Origin of the sequence: Streptomyces sp. NPDC093600 (genome assembly GCF_044764755.1) — a bacterium.
Taxonomy (GTDB): domain Bacteria; phylum Actinomycetota; class Actinomycetes; order Streptomycetales; family Streptomycetaceae; genus Streptomyces.
In genome coordinates this window covers 805,720-820,561 of record NZ_JBIWIU010000001.1, presented here as the reverse complement: position 1 = coordinate 820,561, position 14,842 = coordinate 805,720, and the positions used below count along the sequence as shown (strand labels likewise).

The 14,842-nt window shown below is 71.3% G+C and carries 12 protein-coding genes; 5 read left to right on the top strand and 7 right to left on the bottom strand.

Going from position 1 to position 14,842, the window contains the following annotated elements; translation table 11 throughout:
* The first annotated feature begins 1 nt into the window (after position 1).
* The 3 genes from ACIRB4_RS04045 to ACIRB4_RS04035 all read left to right on the top strand — a co-directional run bounded on the left by ACIRB4_RS04045 (position 2) and on the right by ACIRB4_RS04035 (position 3,869).
* Positions 2–1,897 carry a fumarate reductase/succinate dehydrogenase flavoprotein subunit gene (locus ACIRB4_RS04045; RefSeq protein ID WP_403288275.1) on the top strand — a complete coding sequence of 632 codons (1,896 nt, stop codon included), beginning with the start codon at positions 2–4 and terminating at the stop codon, positions 1,895–1,897.
* Entirely contained in the window at positions 1,894–2,667 is a 774-nt protein-coding gene (locus ACIRB4_RS04040) for a succinate dehydrogenase/fumarate reductase iron-sulfur subunit (protein WP_403288274.1), read from the top strand. Before ACIRB4_RS04045 ends, ACIRB4_RS04040 begins: the two co-directional genes overlap by 4 nt.
* A gap of 83 nt (positions 2,668–2,750) precedes the next feature.
* Positions 2,751–3,869 (top strand): amidinotransferase, encoded by a 1,119-nt coding sequence (locus ACIRB4_RS04035; RefSeq protein ID WP_403288273.1) that lies wholly within the window; start codon positions 2,751–2,753, stop codon positions 3,867–3,869.
* 34 nt (positions 3,870–3,903) lie between these two features.
* Here the strand turns inward: ACIRB4_RS04035 and ACIRB4_RS04030 are convergent, their stop codons facing one another.
* Entirely contained in the window at positions 3,904–4,923 is a 1,020-nt protein-coding gene (locus ACIRB4_RS04030; RefSeq protein WP_403288272.1) for a hypothetical protein, read from the bottom strand.
* A gap of 126 nt (positions 4,924–5,049) precedes the next feature.
* Here ACIRB4_RS04030 and ACIRB4_RS04025 point away from each other — a divergent pair, with 126 nt between their 5' ends.
* Both ACIRB4_RS04025 and ACIRB4_RS04020 read left to right on the top strand, forming a co-directional pair.
* Positions 5,050–7,215 (top strand): TPM domain-containing protein, encoded by a 2,166-nt coding sequence (locus tag ACIRB4_RS04025; RefSeq protein WP_403288271.1) that lies wholly within the window; start codon positions 5,050–5,052, stop codon positions 7,213–7,215.
* 34 nt (positions 7,216–7,249) lie between these two features.
* Positions 7,250–7,957 carry a PspA/IM30 family protein gene (locus ACIRB4_RS04020; RefSeq protein WP_403288270.1) on the top strand — a complete coding sequence of 236 codons (708 nt, stop codon included), beginning with the start codon at positions 7,250–7,252 and terminating at the stop codon, positions 7,955–7,957.
* 14 nt (positions 7,958–7,971) lie between these two features.
* Here the strand turns inward: ACIRB4_RS04020 and ACIRB4_RS04015 are convergent, their stop codons facing one another.
* The 6 genes from ACIRB4_RS04015 to ACIRB4_RS03990 form a co-directional block, all read right to left on the bottom strand.
* Positions 7,972–10,539: a SpoIIE family protein phosphatase gene (locus ACIRB4_RS04015; protein ID WP_403288269.1), complete on the bottom strand. Its 2,568-nt coding sequence runs from the start codon at positions 10,537–10,539 to the stop codon at positions 7,972–7,974.
* A 148-nt stretch (positions 10,540–10,687) separates the two neighbouring features.
* Complete coding sequence (locus tag ACIRB4_RS04010) at positions 10,688–11,107, bottom strand: ATP-binding protein (protein ID WP_403288267.1); 420 nt, start codon at positions 11,105–11,107, stop codon at positions 10,688–10,690.
* A gap of 142 nt (positions 11,108–11,249) precedes the next feature.
* Complete coding sequence (locus ACIRB4_RS04005) at positions 11,250–11,681, bottom strand: (deoxy)nucleoside triphosphate pyrophosphohydrolase (RefSeq protein WP_403288266.1); 432 nt, start codon at positions 11,679–11,681, stop codon at positions 11,250–11,252.
* A 24-nt stretch (positions 11,682–11,705) separates the two neighbouring features.
* Positions 11,706–11,885 carry an SPOR domain-containing protein gene (locus ACIRB4_RS04000; protein WP_403288265.1) on the bottom strand — a complete coding sequence of 60 codons (180 nt, stop codon included), beginning with the start codon at positions 11,883–11,885 and terminating at the stop codon, positions 11,706–11,708.
* Between the two features lie 300 nt (positions 11,886–12,185).
* Positions 12,186–12,938: a GntR family transcriptional regulator gene (locus ACIRB4_RS03995; RefSeq protein WP_403288264.1), complete on the bottom strand. Its 753-nt coding sequence runs from the start codon at positions 12,936–12,938 to the stop codon at positions 12,186–12,188.
* Between the two features lie 248 nt (positions 12,939–13,186).
* Positions 13,187–14,761, bottom strand: coding sequence for a S8 family peptidase (locus ACIRB4_RS03990; protein WP_403288263.1), 1,575 nt, complete (start codon positions 14,759–14,761; stop codon positions 13,187–13,189).
* Positions 14,762–14,842 lie beyond the last annotated feature (81 nt).

The window sequence follows — 14,842 nt, the reverse complement described above, 5'->3', positions numbered from 1 at the left end:
CATGGCGCAAGTCGAACGGCAGCAGTGGGACGTGGTCGTGGTCGGCGCGGGCGGCGCCGGACTGCGCGCCGCCATCGAGGCGCGCGAACGGGGCGCCCGTACGGCCGTGATCTGCAAGTCGCTCTTCGGCAAGGCCCACACGGTCATGGCGGAAGGCGGTATCGCCGCCTCCATGGCCAACGCCAACCCGCACGACACCTGGCAGATCCACTTCCGCGACACCATGCGCGGCGGGAAGTTCCTCAACCAGTGGCGGATGGCCGAGCTGCACGCGCGCGAGGCGCCGGACCGGGTGTGGGAGCTGGAGACGTGGGGCGCCCTCTTCGACCGTACGGCCGACGGCCGGATCTCCCAGCGCAACTTCGGCGGACACGAGTACCCGCGGCTCGCCCACGTCGGCGACCGGACGGGCCTTGAGCTGATCCGCACGCTCCAGCAGAAGACCGTGGCCCTGCAGCAGGAGGACTTCCGCGAGACCGGGGAGTACGAGTCCCGGCTGAAGGTCTTCCAGGAGTGCACCGTCACCCGCGTGCTGAAGGACGAGGCGGACCGGGTGAGCGGGGTCTTCTGCTACGAGCGCGAGACCGGCCGCTTCTTCGTCCTGGAGGCGCCCGCGGTGGTCCTCGCCACGGGCGGGATCGGCAAGTCCTTCAAGGTGACCTCGAACTCCTGGGAGTACACCGGCGACGGCCACGCCCTGGCCCTGCTCGCGGGCGCTCCGCTGGTGAACATGGAGTTCGTGCAGTTCCACCCGACCGGGATGGTCTGGCCGCCGTCGGTGAAGGGGATTTTGGTCACGGAGTCGGTGCGCGGCGACGGAGGGGTGCTGCGGAACTCCGAGGGCAAGCGGTTCATGTTCGACTACGTCCCCGACGTCTTCAAGGACAAGTACGCGCAGACGGAGGAGGAGGGCGACCGCTGGTACGAGGACCCGGACAACAACCGGCGCCCGCCCGAGCTGCTGCCGCGCGACGAGGTGGCGCGGGCCATCAACTCCGAGGTGAAGGCGGGGCGGGGCTCGCCGCACGGCGGGGTGTTCCTGGATGTGTCGACACGGATGCCTGCGGAGGTGATCAAGCGGCGCCTTCCGTCGATGTACCACCAGTTCAAGGAGCTGGCGGACGTGGACATCACGGCGGAGGCCATGGAGGTCGGACCGACCTGCCACTACGTGATGGGCGGTGTCGCGGTCGAATCGGACACGGCGGCGGCGCTGGGCGTGCCGGGACTCTTCGCGGCCGGGGAGGTCGCGGGCGGCATGCACGGCTCCAACCGGCTGGGCGGCAACTCGCTCTCCGACCTGCTGGTGTTCGGGCGGCGGGCGGGGCTCCACGCCGCCGAGTACGCGGCGGGCGCGGGCCGGCCTGCCGTCCCGGAGGGCGCCCTCGACGCGGCGGCCGCGGAGGCCCTGGCCCCGTTCGGTGCGGCCGGGGCACCGGCCTCGGAGGGACCGGCCGAGAACCCGTACACGCTCCACCAGGAACTCCAGCAGACGATGAACGACCTCGTCGGCATCATCCGGCGGGAGAGCGAGATGGCCGAGGCCCTGGAGCGGATCGCCGAGCTGAGCAAACGGGCCCGGCGGGCCGGGGTCGAGGGGCACCGGCAGTTCAACCCGGGCTGGCACCTGGCCCTGGACCTGCGCAACATGCTGCTGGTGAGCGAGTGCGTCGCCCGGGCGGCGCTGGAGCGGACCGAGAGCCGGGGCGGGCACACCCGCGAGGACTGTCCGTCGATGGAACGGGGGTGGCGCGCGGTGAACCTGCTGTGCCGCCTGGAGGGCGACGGCATCGCCCTGGAACGGACACGTACGGAACCCATCCGTCCGGACCTGCTCGCGCTCTTCGAGAACGAGGAGCTGGTCAAGTACCTCGCCGAAGAGGAGCTGTACGAGTGAGCAGCAGCTATCAGGCCGCCTTCAAGCTGTGGCGCGGCGACGCCGGCGGCGGGGAACTGACCGACTTCACGGTGGAGGTGAACGAGGGCGAGGTGGTCCTCGACATCATCCACCGCCTGCAGGCCACCCAGGCCCCTGATCTCGCCGTGCGGTGGAACTGCAAGGCGGGCAAGTGCGGTTCCTGCTCGGCCGAGATCAACGGCCGGCCTCGGCTGATGTGCATGACCCGGATGTCGGTCTTCGGCCCGGACGACGTCATCACGGTGACCCCGCTGCGGGCCTTCCCGGTCGTCCGGGACCTGGTGACGGACGTGTCCTTCAACTACGAGAAGGCGCGGGAGATCCCCGCCTTCGTCCCGCCGGAGGGCCTCGCACCGGGCGAGTACCGCATGCGCCAGGAGGACGTGGAGCGGCAGCAGGAGTTCCGTAAGTGCATCGAGTGCTTCCTGTGCCAGGACACCTGCCATGTGGTCCGCGACCACGAGGAGAACAAGGCCGCCTTCGCCGGCCCGCGCTTCCTGATGCGGATCGCGGAGCTGGACATGCACCCGCTGGACGCGGCGCGGGAGGCGGGCATCGACCGTAAGCGGACCGCGCAGGACGAACACGGGCTCGGGTACTGCAACATCACGAAGTGCTGCACGGAGGTGTGCCCCGAAGGGATCAAGATCACGGACAACGCGCTGATCCCCCTGAAGGAGCGGGTGGCGGACCGGAAGTACGACCCGCTGGTGTGGCTGGGGAACAAGATCCGCAGGCGGGGGGCGTAGCCACGACAGGCCACATCGCGCCACCTTGAGTAAGGTGGCCGGTACAGCAAGTCACGGACTCTGTGAGGAAGGCGGTACGCGTGATGGCGGCGCCGGCCACGACGGACAGCATCGCGGAACCTCTCGTTTCGCCGGTCAGTTCGCACAACGAGTGGGACCCGCTGGAGGAGGTCATCGTCGGGCGCCTCGACGGCGCGACGATCCCCTCCGGCCATCCGGTCGTGGCCTGCAACATCCCCCCGTGGGCGGCGCGGTTCCAGGGCCTCGCCGCCGGGTTCCGGTATCCGCGCAGGCTGATCGAGCCGGCGCAGCAGGAGCTCGACCAGTTCATCGCGCTGCTGCGGTCCCTCGGCGTCACGGTCACCCGCCCCGATCCCGTCGACCACAGGCAGCGCTTCAGCACCCCCGACTGGTCCTCACGCGGGTTCTGCAACACCTGCCCGCGCGACAGCATGCTGGTGATCGGCGACGAGATCATCGAGACCCCGATGGCCTGGCCGTGCCGGTACTTCGAGACCCACTCCTATCGCACGCTCCTCAAGGACTACTTCCGGCGCGGTGCCCGCTGGACGGCGGCGCCCCGGCCGCAGCTCACCGACGAACTCTTCGAGCCGGGCTTCCGCACCCCCGGGCCCGGCGAGCCCATGCGCTACATCCTCACCGAGTTCGAGCCGGTGTTCGACGCGGCGGACTTCGTGCGCGCGGGACGGGACCTCTTCGTCACGCGCAGCAACGTCACCAACCGCATGGGCATCGACTGGCTGCGCCGCCACCTGGGACCCGGCTACCGCATCCACGAGATCGAGAGCCGCTGTCGCACGCCCATGCACATCGACACGACGTTCCTGCTCCTCGCGCCCGGCAAGCTGCTCGTCAACCCCGAGTACATCGACGTCGACCGCCTGCCCGACGTCCTGAGCTCATGGGACGTGCTGGTCGCGCCCGAGCCCGACCCGCTCGACGAGCGCCTGCTCAAGATGACCTCGCTGTGCGGGAAGTGGCTCAGCATGAACGTCCTGATGATCGACGAGAAGCGGGTGATCGTGGAGCGGCACCACACCGCGATGCTGCGCGCGCTCGAAGGATGGGGCTTCGAGCCGATCCCGTGCGATCTGCTGCACTACGCGCCCTTCGGCGGCTCCTTCCACTGCGCGACGCTCGACGTGCGCCGCCGCGGCACGCTGGAGTCGTACTTCTCCTGACACCCTCCGGAGCAGCCGCCTTTCTCCGGCCGGCTCAGTGCCAGCCCTCGCGGTAGGCCGTCCAGTCGCCTTCCTCCGCGGCGAAGTCGACATAGAGGGCCACGCCGAACCGTTCACGATCCCGGTCCGTGCGCCCGAGCCCCAGGCGGGTGCCGCGGATGGCGGCCTCGACGGTCTCCGCCGACTCGTGGTGGCCGAGGTCGTCCTCGTGGAAGAAGGGCAGACCCATCAGCAGATCGGTGTCCTCGGGCGTGACTTCGAGGGCCAGGCTGGTCTGCTGGGCGACATAGCCGCCGTACAGGCCCTCCAGCGGCATCCAGGTGTCGTAGGACATGACCGCGATCTGGTCGACGCGACGGGCCACCTCTCCGAAGAACTCCTGCGACCACCACTTCTCGCTGCCGGTGATGCCGCCGACCACGGTGTGCGCCGCCGGCAGCGGGTCTATCTGGTGGGCGGCGACCGACAGCGGCACCTCGCGGGCCTTCGTCAGCTTCCCCAGGTCGTCGAGGAGGGAGAGGTAGTGCGCGTCGTCCGAGTGCAGGGGTTCCAGGTCGAAGTGGACCCCGTCGAAGCCCGCGTCGAGGATCTGGCGGGTCGAGCCGACCACGGCCGCCCGGGAGGCCGCGTTCTCCAGCCGTAGCCCCTCGGGCCCCTCGGTGGCCAGGATGTCGCCCAGCCATGCCTGGACCCGGATGCCCGGCATCGTCCGGTGCACGCTCTCGATCAGCCACTTCGCCCGTGGATAGCGGGCGGCCGGGAGCGTGCCGTCGTGTTCGAGCGGCCCGGCGTGGACGTACAGGTCGCGTATCCCGGTCCCCTGGATCCGGGCGGCGAACGCCGTGAGGTCGGCGTCCTTCTTCCGTCCGTCCACCCAGGCGTGACCGAGCCAGATGGCGTCCTTGCCGCGGGTCAGCGTCCCCTCCCGCGGATCACCCGCGTAGTTCATCCGCAGCGCGAGCGCGCTGCCGGCCGTCGGCACCAGGAGAAGGAGCGCGAGGCCGAGAACGATCCAGCGTCCCCGCCGCCACCAGCCGCGTACGCGTGTGTTCATCCGGGCCTCCGCGATTTCTGTCGTCGTGATCATCACCGTAGAGGTGACCACTGACAGTGACGCCCCTGGCCGGGAATGCGGTTTCGCCCGGTCGCGGGCAGATAGATCGGGACATAACCTCCCCATGTGACGCGAATAGCCACCCGAGCCCTTCTCGCGGTACTGGTGGCGGCGTGGTGGCTGGTCGTGCCCGCCGTTCACGGCGCCCATGCCGACGACCCCGTCGTGCTCTCCCGCGAGGGACAGATCACCGACAGGGTCGGGGCGCTGGGCGACCGCCGCGCAGCGGTGGCCCAGGCCCTGGACCGGCTGTACGACGACCGGCGCGTGCAGCTCTTCGTGGTCTACGTACGCGACTTCTCCGGCCGCTCGGCCAGGAGCTGGGCCGACGCCACCGCCGACCGCAACGGCCTGGGGCCCGACGACGTCCTGCTCGCGGTAGCCACCCACGACCGGCAGTACGCCTATGCGGCCGACCCCGACTCCCGTTTCACCCAGGCCCAGCTCGACGACGTGGCGCGGACCGCCATCGAGCCGGCGCTGCGCCAGAACGACTGGGCCGGGGCGGCGATCGGCGCGGCGAACGGCTTCGCCGCCGTACTCGCCGGACAGCCGGTGCCCACACCCGCGATCACTCCGGGCGCCGCCGATCCGGGCGGTACCGATCCGGGCGGGGCGGGCGACGAGGACGGTTCGGCGACGGACCTGCTGCTGCCGCTCGTGCTGGTCGGCGGGGCGGGGGTCGTCGCGGCCTACGCGTACGCCAAGCGCCGACGGCGCACCGAGACCCGTACGACACCCCGGGGCGGGCAGGGCGGCTGGGGTGGGCAGAACGGCCGGCACGCGGCGAAGGAGCCCGCGCCGCCTTCGCTGGACGAGCTGGACGGACAGGCCCGGCAGGAGCTGGTCGCCACCGACGACGCCGTACGCACGAGCCAGGAGGAACTGGGCTTCGCCACCGCCCAGTTCGGCGAGGCGGCGGTGGAGCCCTTCACCGAGGCCGTGGCCTTCGCCCAGCAGGAGCTGACGGCCGCGTTCCGGCTGCGGCAGCAGCTCGACGACGCCTTCCCGGAGGACGACGCCAGCCGCCGCTCCATGCTGGACGAGATCATCAGACGGTGCGGCGAGGCCAACGCGCGCCTGGACGGCGAGGCGGAGGCCTTCGACCGGCTACGGGCCCTGGAGCGCCGCGCTCCCGAAGCGCTGGAGGCGGCCGAGGCGGCGTTCCGCGAGCAGACCGGGCGGGTCGTCACGGCGGAGGCGACCCTGACCGCGATGCGCGAGCGGTACGCCGAGGCGGCCGCCTCCCCGGTCGCGAGCGACGTCGAGCAGGCCAAGGACCGGCTGGTCTTCGCTACGGCCAACCTCGACCAGGCCCGGCAGGCGATCGACGCGGACGACAACGGCGCGGCGGCCGTGCACATCAGGGCGGTGGAGAGCGCCGTCGACCAGGCGGCGCGGCTCAGCGAGGCGGTGGACCGGCGGGCGCGGGAGCTCGCCGAGGCGGTGGGGAAGCTGCCGACCGCGCTCAGCGAGACCGAGGCCGACCTCGCCGACGCCCGCGGTCTGCTGGAGGGCACGGCGGACGGGGTCTCCACCGCTGATCTGCGGGGCCGCATCGCACGGGCGGAGACCGTCGTCGCCGATGTGCGGCGGACGGTGGACGCGGGACGCTACGACCCGATCGACGCGCTGCGGCGGGTCGAGGAGGCAGACGGGGCGCTCGACGAGGCGCTGGAGGGCGCGCGAGAGCGCGCATCGGGGACACGGCGCGCCCGTGCGCTCCTGGAGCAGGCGACGCTGACCGCGCGCTCGGCGATCGGGGCGGCCACCGACTACGTCACCACGCACCGCGGGGCGGTGGGCAGTGAGGCGCGTACCCGACTGGCCGAGGCCCGGCGCCGGCTGGATGAGGCGCACGCGCTGGCCGCCGCCGAGGACCCGCAGGGCGCGCTGGCCGAGGCCCGGCAGGCGGACGCGCTGGCCCGGCGGGCGCAGGACCTCGCCGAGCAGGACGTCCGGATGTACGGGAACCCGGACGGCATGGGCGGTGTGACGGGGGTGGGAGGTGGCGGCGGCGGTCTCGGCGGCGCGGTGCTCGGCGGCATCATCCTCGGCGGACTGTTCGGGGGTGGAAGGGGAGGCGGCGGCCACGGCGGGGGATTCGGCGGAGGTTTCGGCGGAGGTTTCGGTGGGGGTTTCGGTGGGGGCCTCGGGGGCGGAAGGGGCGGGCCCGGCAGCTTCGGCGGCGGTGGGACTCGCGGCCGACTGGGCGGCGGCGGCCGCTTCTGACCCTGTCCACTCGTCGCGTTCAAGGAGAAGGAACATGAGCAAGCAGACCATCCTCGGCCGGGTCGCCCAGTTGGCGAAGGCCAACATCAACGCCTTGCTGGACCAGGCCGAGGACCCGCAGAAGATGCTGGACCAGCTGATCCGCGACTACACGAGCAACATCGCGGAGGCGGAAGAGGCCGTGGCGACGACCATCGGCAATCTGCGGCTGATGGAGCAGGACCACCGTGAGGACGTGGACGCGGCGAAGGAGTGGGGCGAGAAGGCCCTGGCCGCGAGCAGGAAGGGGGACGAGCTGCGGGCCGCCGGACAGACGGCGGACGCGGACAGGTTCGACAACCTGGCGAAGGTCGCGCTGGGCCGCCAGCTCCAGTCGGAGAGGGAGGCGAGGACGGCCGAGCCGACGATCGCCTCGCAGACCGAGGTGGTGGAGAAGCTGAAGGCCGGCCTGGACCAGATGAAGAGGAAGCTCGGCGAGCTCACGGCCAAGCGGGACGAGCTGGTGGCGCGGGCCAAGTCCGCCCAGGCGCAGAACCGGATGATGGACGCGGTGAAGAGCATCGACGTCATGGACCCGACGAGCGAACTGAGCCGCTTCGAGGACAAGGTGCGCCGCGAGGAGGCGAAGGCGCTGGGCAAGCAGGAGCTGGCCGCCTCCTCACTGGACGCCCAGTTCGAGCAGCTGGACGCGCTCGGCGACAGCGCGGAGATCGAGGCCCGGCTCGCGGCGCTCAAGGGGTGATCGGGGCCGGCCGGTCAGAACATGCTCAGGAGCTGCTCAACCGTCGGCTCGGCGACGCCGTCGCCGTCCGGGAGAGGCAGCTCGAACCAGACCGTCTTCCCCCGAGGGGTGCGGCGCGAGCCCCAGGCGGCGCTGAGCAGTCCGACCAGTTGCAGTCCACGGCCGCCCTCGTCGGTGTCCCGCGCCCGGCGGCGCCTCGGCTGGACCAGGCCGGCGTCCCAGACCTCGCAGACCAGGGTGCGGTCGCGCAGCAGCCGCAGCCTGATCTCGCCCTCGCCGTACCGCAGGGCGTTGGTCACCAGCTCGCTGACGAGCAGCTCGACGGTGTCGACGAGGGGTTCGAGACCCCACGCGGTGAGCTGGGCCCGGGCCAGTTCGCGGGCCCGGCCGACCGAGCGGGGTTCCCTCGGCAGCCGCCAGTCGCCCACCGCGTCGGAGGGAAGCCCCTGGATACGGGCCATGAGAAGGGCGATGTCGTCCTCGCCGTGCTGGGTGTCCAGGGTCGTCAGTACGTGGTCGCAGACGTCCTCGAGGGGCCGGGCGGGGTCGGCCAGCGCGCTGCGGAAGGCGCTCAGGCCCTCGTCGAGTGGATGGTCCCGGGACTCGACGAGTCCGTCGGTGTAGAGGGCGAGCAGGGAGCCCTCGGGCAGTTCGACCTCCACCTCCTCGAAGGGCTCGCCGCCGACGCCGAGCGGCATCCCGGGGGGCACGTCGAGCAGCAGCGCCGCCTCGCCGGGTTCGACGAGGACGGGGGGCAGATGGCCGGCGTTGGCGAAGGTGCAGCGCCGGGTGACGGGGTCGTAGACGGCGTAGACGCAGGTGGCGAGGTAGACCTCGGAGAGTTCGGGTCCGCGGGCCTTGTGGGCGCGGGGGTTCTGCTGGGCGCCGGCCGGGGCGCCGAGGCCGCGGGCGATCTCGTCGAGATGGGAGAGGACCTCGGCGGGTTCGAGGTCGAGCTGGGCCAGGGTGCGCACGGCGGTGCGCAGTTCGCCCATGGCGACGGCCGCCCGCAGTCCGCGGCCCATGACGTCGCCGATGACCAGGGCGGTGCGGTGGCCGGGGAGTTCGATGACGTCGAACCAGTCGCCGCCGACCTCGGTGGCCGTCGTGCCGGGGAGATAGCGGCAGGCGATGTCGAGACCGGCTGCCTCGGGGTCGCCGGGAGGGAGCAGGCTGCGCTGGAGGATGAGGGCGCGTTCGTGCTCGCGCCGGTAGAGGCGGGCGTTGTCGATGCAGACCGCGGCGCGGGCGGCCAGTTCGACGGCGAGGGCCCGGTCGCGTTCACCGAAGGGCTCGCTGCCCTTCGTACGGGAGAACTGGACGAGGCCGACGACGATGTCGTGGGCGACCATCGGCACCACGAGGGTGGACTGGACGAGGCCGCCGTCCGCGCCCGGCATGGTCCGTATGCGTCCGGTGCGCAGGGCTCCGGCGCAGGGCGAGTTGAAGGGGTAGCGGTGGACGGAGCCGAGCTCGACGGGGTCGGTGCCGCAACAGCCGTCGCCGTGGGCGGTGTCGGGGGACCTGGTCGGGGTGTCGGAGACGGCGCTGGCGACGGCGACCCGGCGCAGCTCGGCGCTGCCCGCTCCGTAGCCGACGTCGTGGGAGCTGCCCCACCGTCCGGGCGGGGCCTCGTCGCCGGTCAGCAGCCCTTGGTAGAGGTCGACGGAGGCGAGGTCGCAGAAGCCGGGGACCGCGACGTCGAGGAGTGCGCGGGCGGTGGCCTCCAGATCGAGGGAGTTGCCGATGCGCGCGCCGGCCTCGTTGAGCAGGGCCAGATTGCGGCGGGCGTTGGCCGCCTCGCGGGCGGCGTTGTGCCGGCGGGTCACATCGATGCCGAGCCCGGCGACCCCGATGGGCCGGCCGGTGCCGCTGTGCACGCGGTAGAGGTTGATGGACCAGTGGCGCCGGTCCGTGGAGCCGGGGGCCGCGCCGACGATCTGGAGTTCGGTGACGGCCTCGCCGGTCTCCAGCACCCGCTGGAGGGCCGCGGTCATCCGCTCGGCCTCGGGGTGCGAGAGATAGTCGTGGACGGTACGGCCCCGGTGGTCGTCGGCCGATCCGCCGAAGACGGTGGCGAAGCGCTGGTTGGCGCGCTTGACGGTGAGGTCGGTGCCGAACAGAAGAAAACCGAAGGGCGATTGGCCGAAAATGGCCTGCGAGGCGGCGAGGTCGGTCTCGATGCGCCGCAGCGCGCGTACGTCGACGACGATGCAGAGCGCGGCCCGTTCCCCGGCGGAGGTCTCGCTGGGCATGACGTACATCTCGGCGATTCCCTCGGGGCGGTTCTGCCCCGGTATGCGGAAAGGGACGAGGCCCGTCCACTCCTTGCCGTCGAGGATCTCCGCCACCCGGCGGCGGCCGCGTTCGCGCAGGTCCACGGGCATGAAGGCTTCGACAGGGTCCTTGCCCATCGCCTCTTCGGCGGGCACGCCGAAGAGGTCGACGGCCCGTCGGCTCCACTGGTCGACGAGCCCGTCGGGCCCTATCGAGAAGGAGGCGACCCTGATGTAGTCATAGATCGAGCCGGGCGGGCTGCTCTGCCACACGACGCCGCTCGCCGACTCAGGTATCTCGCTCACGCGACCGTCCCCTCCAGCTCACCGCACCGGACCGGCCATGCCCGCAGTATTCAGCACTACGGCCCCCGACGGCACGACGTTCACGATCACAGGGTGGTCTCGTTCATTTTGAGCCGAGCCCCCCGTTGATCGTTGTCCCAACGGTCTTCTAACCAGGCACGGCCAGCTCGAACCACACTGTCTTGCCCGTCCTGCCTTTCCGGGTGCCCCAGCGGCGAGCGGAACAGGCCACGAGCTGGAGGCCGCGGCCGCCCTCGTCATCGGGTCCGGCGGAGCGTTCGGTGGGCGGATCCGGAAGCGGATCGGAGACTTCCACGAGGAGGGCCAGGGGGTGGCCGGAGTCCTCGCCGTCGGTGTGGAGGAGGACGAGCCGCACGCCGATGGGGCCCGAGGCATAGCGCAGGGAATTGGTCACCAGCTCGCTCACCAGCAGAACTGTGACGTCACCGATCACCGCGTCGAGCCGCCAGGCCCGGAGCGTGTCGCGCACCGCGTGGCGGGCGGTGCGCACGGCATTGGCCTCCGCCGGAAAGTTCCATTCGGCGCAGTCGCCTTCGGTGTCGATCACGCCCGATCACTTCCCCAGCCCAGCACCAGCAGGAAGGCCCACGTCCTATTTCGGGGGGTTAATCAGCACATACCCGATATTCGGGGCGGGATATCGTGGGCGGGGGCTCGGTGGGCGCACGGTGGCACGAACGGCGTACAGCTCAGCCGCGCACTCCGTCCGCCGGGACGGCCGGCAGCCGCAGCCCGGCCTCGGCGACGGCGGGCCGGTCCTGGTCGAGCCAGTCGACGGAGGCCAGCTCGTGGCGGGCCAGCCAGCGCAGCTCGTCGTGGTCCTGCAGCGGGCGCGGCTCACCGGAGAGCAGACGGACGGTCCAGACCTGAAGCACATAGCCGGGCTTCAGCGGCCACTCGCCCGGGACGCGCTCGCCCGGCTCCGTCTCGATGCCGAGCTCCTCGCGCAGTTCACGGACGAGGGCGGCCTCGGGGCTCTCCCCCGGCTCGACCTTGCCGCCGGGCAGCTCCCAGCGGCCCGCGAGCTCGGCGGGGGCGCTGCGGCGCGCGGCCAGCAGACGCCCCCGGTGGTACACGGCTCCGGCGACCACGACCACGTGGTCGGCGCTGCGATCTGTCATGGGCGGGAGCGTAACCCGCGGGGCTCAGACGGCGGGCTGGCCGATGCGCTCCACCCAGTAGAGCTGCTTGTGCCCGCTGTCGTCGAGGCTGTCGGCGATCTTCTGAGCCTCGTCCTTGGTCGCGTACCGTCCGACGCGATAGCGGTTGCCGTTGTCGTCCTGGCGTATGACCAGCCAGGAAAGGACAGGGCCACTGTCGGTCATCGGGCTTCTCCCTCCGCCGGTCCGGGCGTCTCTAAGGATCTCCAGGAAACCGCAATCCGCATATGCCCGAGCCTACGCCTGACCTTTACACAGCGGATATGGATTTTCACAAAGAGAGACGAATGCGGCCGGGAACCGACGGAGGGAGGCCGAAGGTCACGCCCCGGGAGGCCGGGGAGGGAGAGCGATGGAGGTGAGGCGCGGAAAAGTTGAGACGCCGTCACGGGGGCCCACGCGGCTCGTACGCGGCGGTCCGTTCGCCTGCCTGCCCGTCAGGTCACGGTATGTCTGCCCGTCAGATCACCGTACGGGCAGGTGGTACGCGATCCGGTAGCGGTCGGCCGGAACGACGACATCGGCGGTCTCGACCGCCCGCCCCGAGGCGTAGTACGTCCGCTCGACCACCATCACCACATGGCCGGGCACCCCGCCGAGCGCCAGCAGTTCCTCCGCGAGGCCCGGACGGGCGCCGACCTCCTCCACCACGTTGTCGACGACCACGTCGATGGCCGCCATCCGCTCCACGACCCCGCAGCCGCCCAGCGGACCCTCCTCGGGAAGCATCACGGGCGTCCGGCCGGTGACCGAGAGAGGCTCCCAGGAGGTGGAGAGCATCATCGGCTCCCCCGCGTCCCGGTAGACGTACCGCGTGCGCATCACGCGCTCCCCCGGCGCGATGCCGAGCCGGGCGGCCACGGCCGCGCTCACCTGCTCCTGCTCGCTCGTGGACTCCCAGGTGCCGCGCGCGCCGTCATCGGCCTGTTCCTGCCGGAAGGGGCTGGCGCCGGACGGCGGGCGGTACCCGGAGCGGGCGATCCGGCGCGGCACCGGCCTCTCCCGTACGTACGTCCCCGAGCCGGATCGGCCCTCGACCAGACCTTCGGCCATCAGGACCTTGCGGGCCTCCAGGGCGACGGTGTCCGACACGCCGTACTCCTCGCGGATGCGCGCCTGCGAGGGCAGCCGGGTGTGCGGCGGCAGCGAGCCGTTGGCGATCTTCTCCCGGAGATCGCTCGCCACGCGGAGATAGGCGGGCTGCTCACCGAACGTCACTGGACACTCCCCTCAGGTTGACGGACAGCTACAGCCTGACAACCCTCGGTGTCCACCCGCAAGCATGGGCCAAAGTTTCACTCGATGTGATGACTTATCTTTGAGCGAGCGTTACCGCGGGTATGGCGCCATCCGCCGAAGCGCGCGGCGTCGGTGGACACGCCGAGGGGGCGGTCGTCCGCCGACGACCGCCCCCTCACTCATCCGCACCACTCACAGAGGCCTCACAGGCCTCACGGGCGAGCGATTCAGAACTGCAGCGCCCAGGAGTCGATCTTCCCGGTGTCGTAGTTCGCGTTGTCGCTGACCCGCAGCTTCCACGTGCCGTTCGCGACCTCCGAGGAGGCGTTGACCGTGTACGTGGTGTTGATGTTGTCCGCGCTGCCGCCGGAGCCGTACGCCTTCAGCGTGTACGCCGTTCCGTCGGGGGCGATCAGCTGGACCTGGAGGTCACCGATGTAGGTGTGCACGATGTTCACCGGCACCTGCAGGGCGGAGGGGGCGTTGCCCGAGACGCCGCTGACGGTGACCGGGGACTCGACGGTCGCGTTGTCGGCGATGGCGTAGTCCGTCGTGTTCTCGAACCTGCCACCGGGCGGCGGAGTGGTGCCGCCGTCACCGATGTACAGCAGCTTGTTCGGCGAACCGGTGCCCGGGCTCGTCACCACGTTCGACGTGGCGGCGCTGGTCAGCGCCGTCGACACCTGGGCCGGGGTCGCCGTCGGGTTGCCCGCGAGGTAGACCGCGGCCGCGCCGGCGACGTGCGGCGTCGCCATCGACGTACCGGAGATGGTGTTGGTGGCGGTGTCGCTGGTGTTCCAGGCCGACTTGATGGACGAGCCGGGCGCGAAGATGTCCAGCACGCTGCCGTAGTTGGAGAAGCTGGAGCGGGCGTCGGTGTTGGTCGTCGAGCCGACCGTGATGGCCTCGGAGACCCGCGCGGGCGAGTAGTTGGAGGCGTTGGAGTTGTCGTTGCCCGCGGCGACGGCGTACGTGACGCCGGAGGCGATCGAGTTGCGCACGGCCGTGTCGAGGGCGGAGTCGACGCCGCCGCCGAGGCTCATGTTGGCCACGGCCGGCTTCACGGCGTTGCGGGTCACCCAGTCGATGCCGGCGACGACCTGCGCGGTCGTGCCGGAACCCTGGTTGTTGAGCACGCGGACGCCGACGATCTTGGCCTTCTTGGCGACGCCGTGGGCGGATCCGGCGACGGTGCCGGCGACATGCGTGCCGTGGCCGTGGCCGTCCTGGGCGACGTTGTCGTTGTCGATGGCGTCGTAGCCGTTGGCGGCGCGGCCGCCGAAGTCGCTGTGGGAGATCCGTACACCGGTGTCGATGATGTACGCCGTCACACCCTGGCCGGCGCTGTCCGGGTAGGTGTAGCTCTGGTTCAGCGGAAGGGCCCGCTGGTCGATCCGGTCCAGACCCCAGGACGGCGGGGAGGGCTGGGTGGCGTTGACCTTGAAGACGCGGTTCTGCACGACGGACTCGACCGCTGGGTCGGCGGCGAGCTTCCTGGCCTGTGCCTCGGAGAGCTCGACGGAGTAGCCGTTGAGCGCCGAGGTGTACGTCTTCTTGATCTTCGCGCCGTACTCGGCCGCGACCGCGCGGCCCTCCGCCGACTCGGCCGGGGCGGACTCGTCGAGGGTGACGATGTAGCTGCCCGCGACGGTTCCGGGGGCTCCGGCGTTCTGGATGACACCTTCCGGGGCGGCCTCGGCGGCGGTGGCCGGGAGGGCGGAGGCGGTGCCGAGAGCCAGGGCGGCGACGGCTATGGCGCTGGCCGCGGCGAGTCTGCGCCGCGAATCACGCATCACTGACATGTGAGGGATCCTCCTCATTGGTGGTGCGCTGCTGTGGGGGAAGGCATGCGCATGTCAAAACAGGGCTCCAAGGCCACCGTG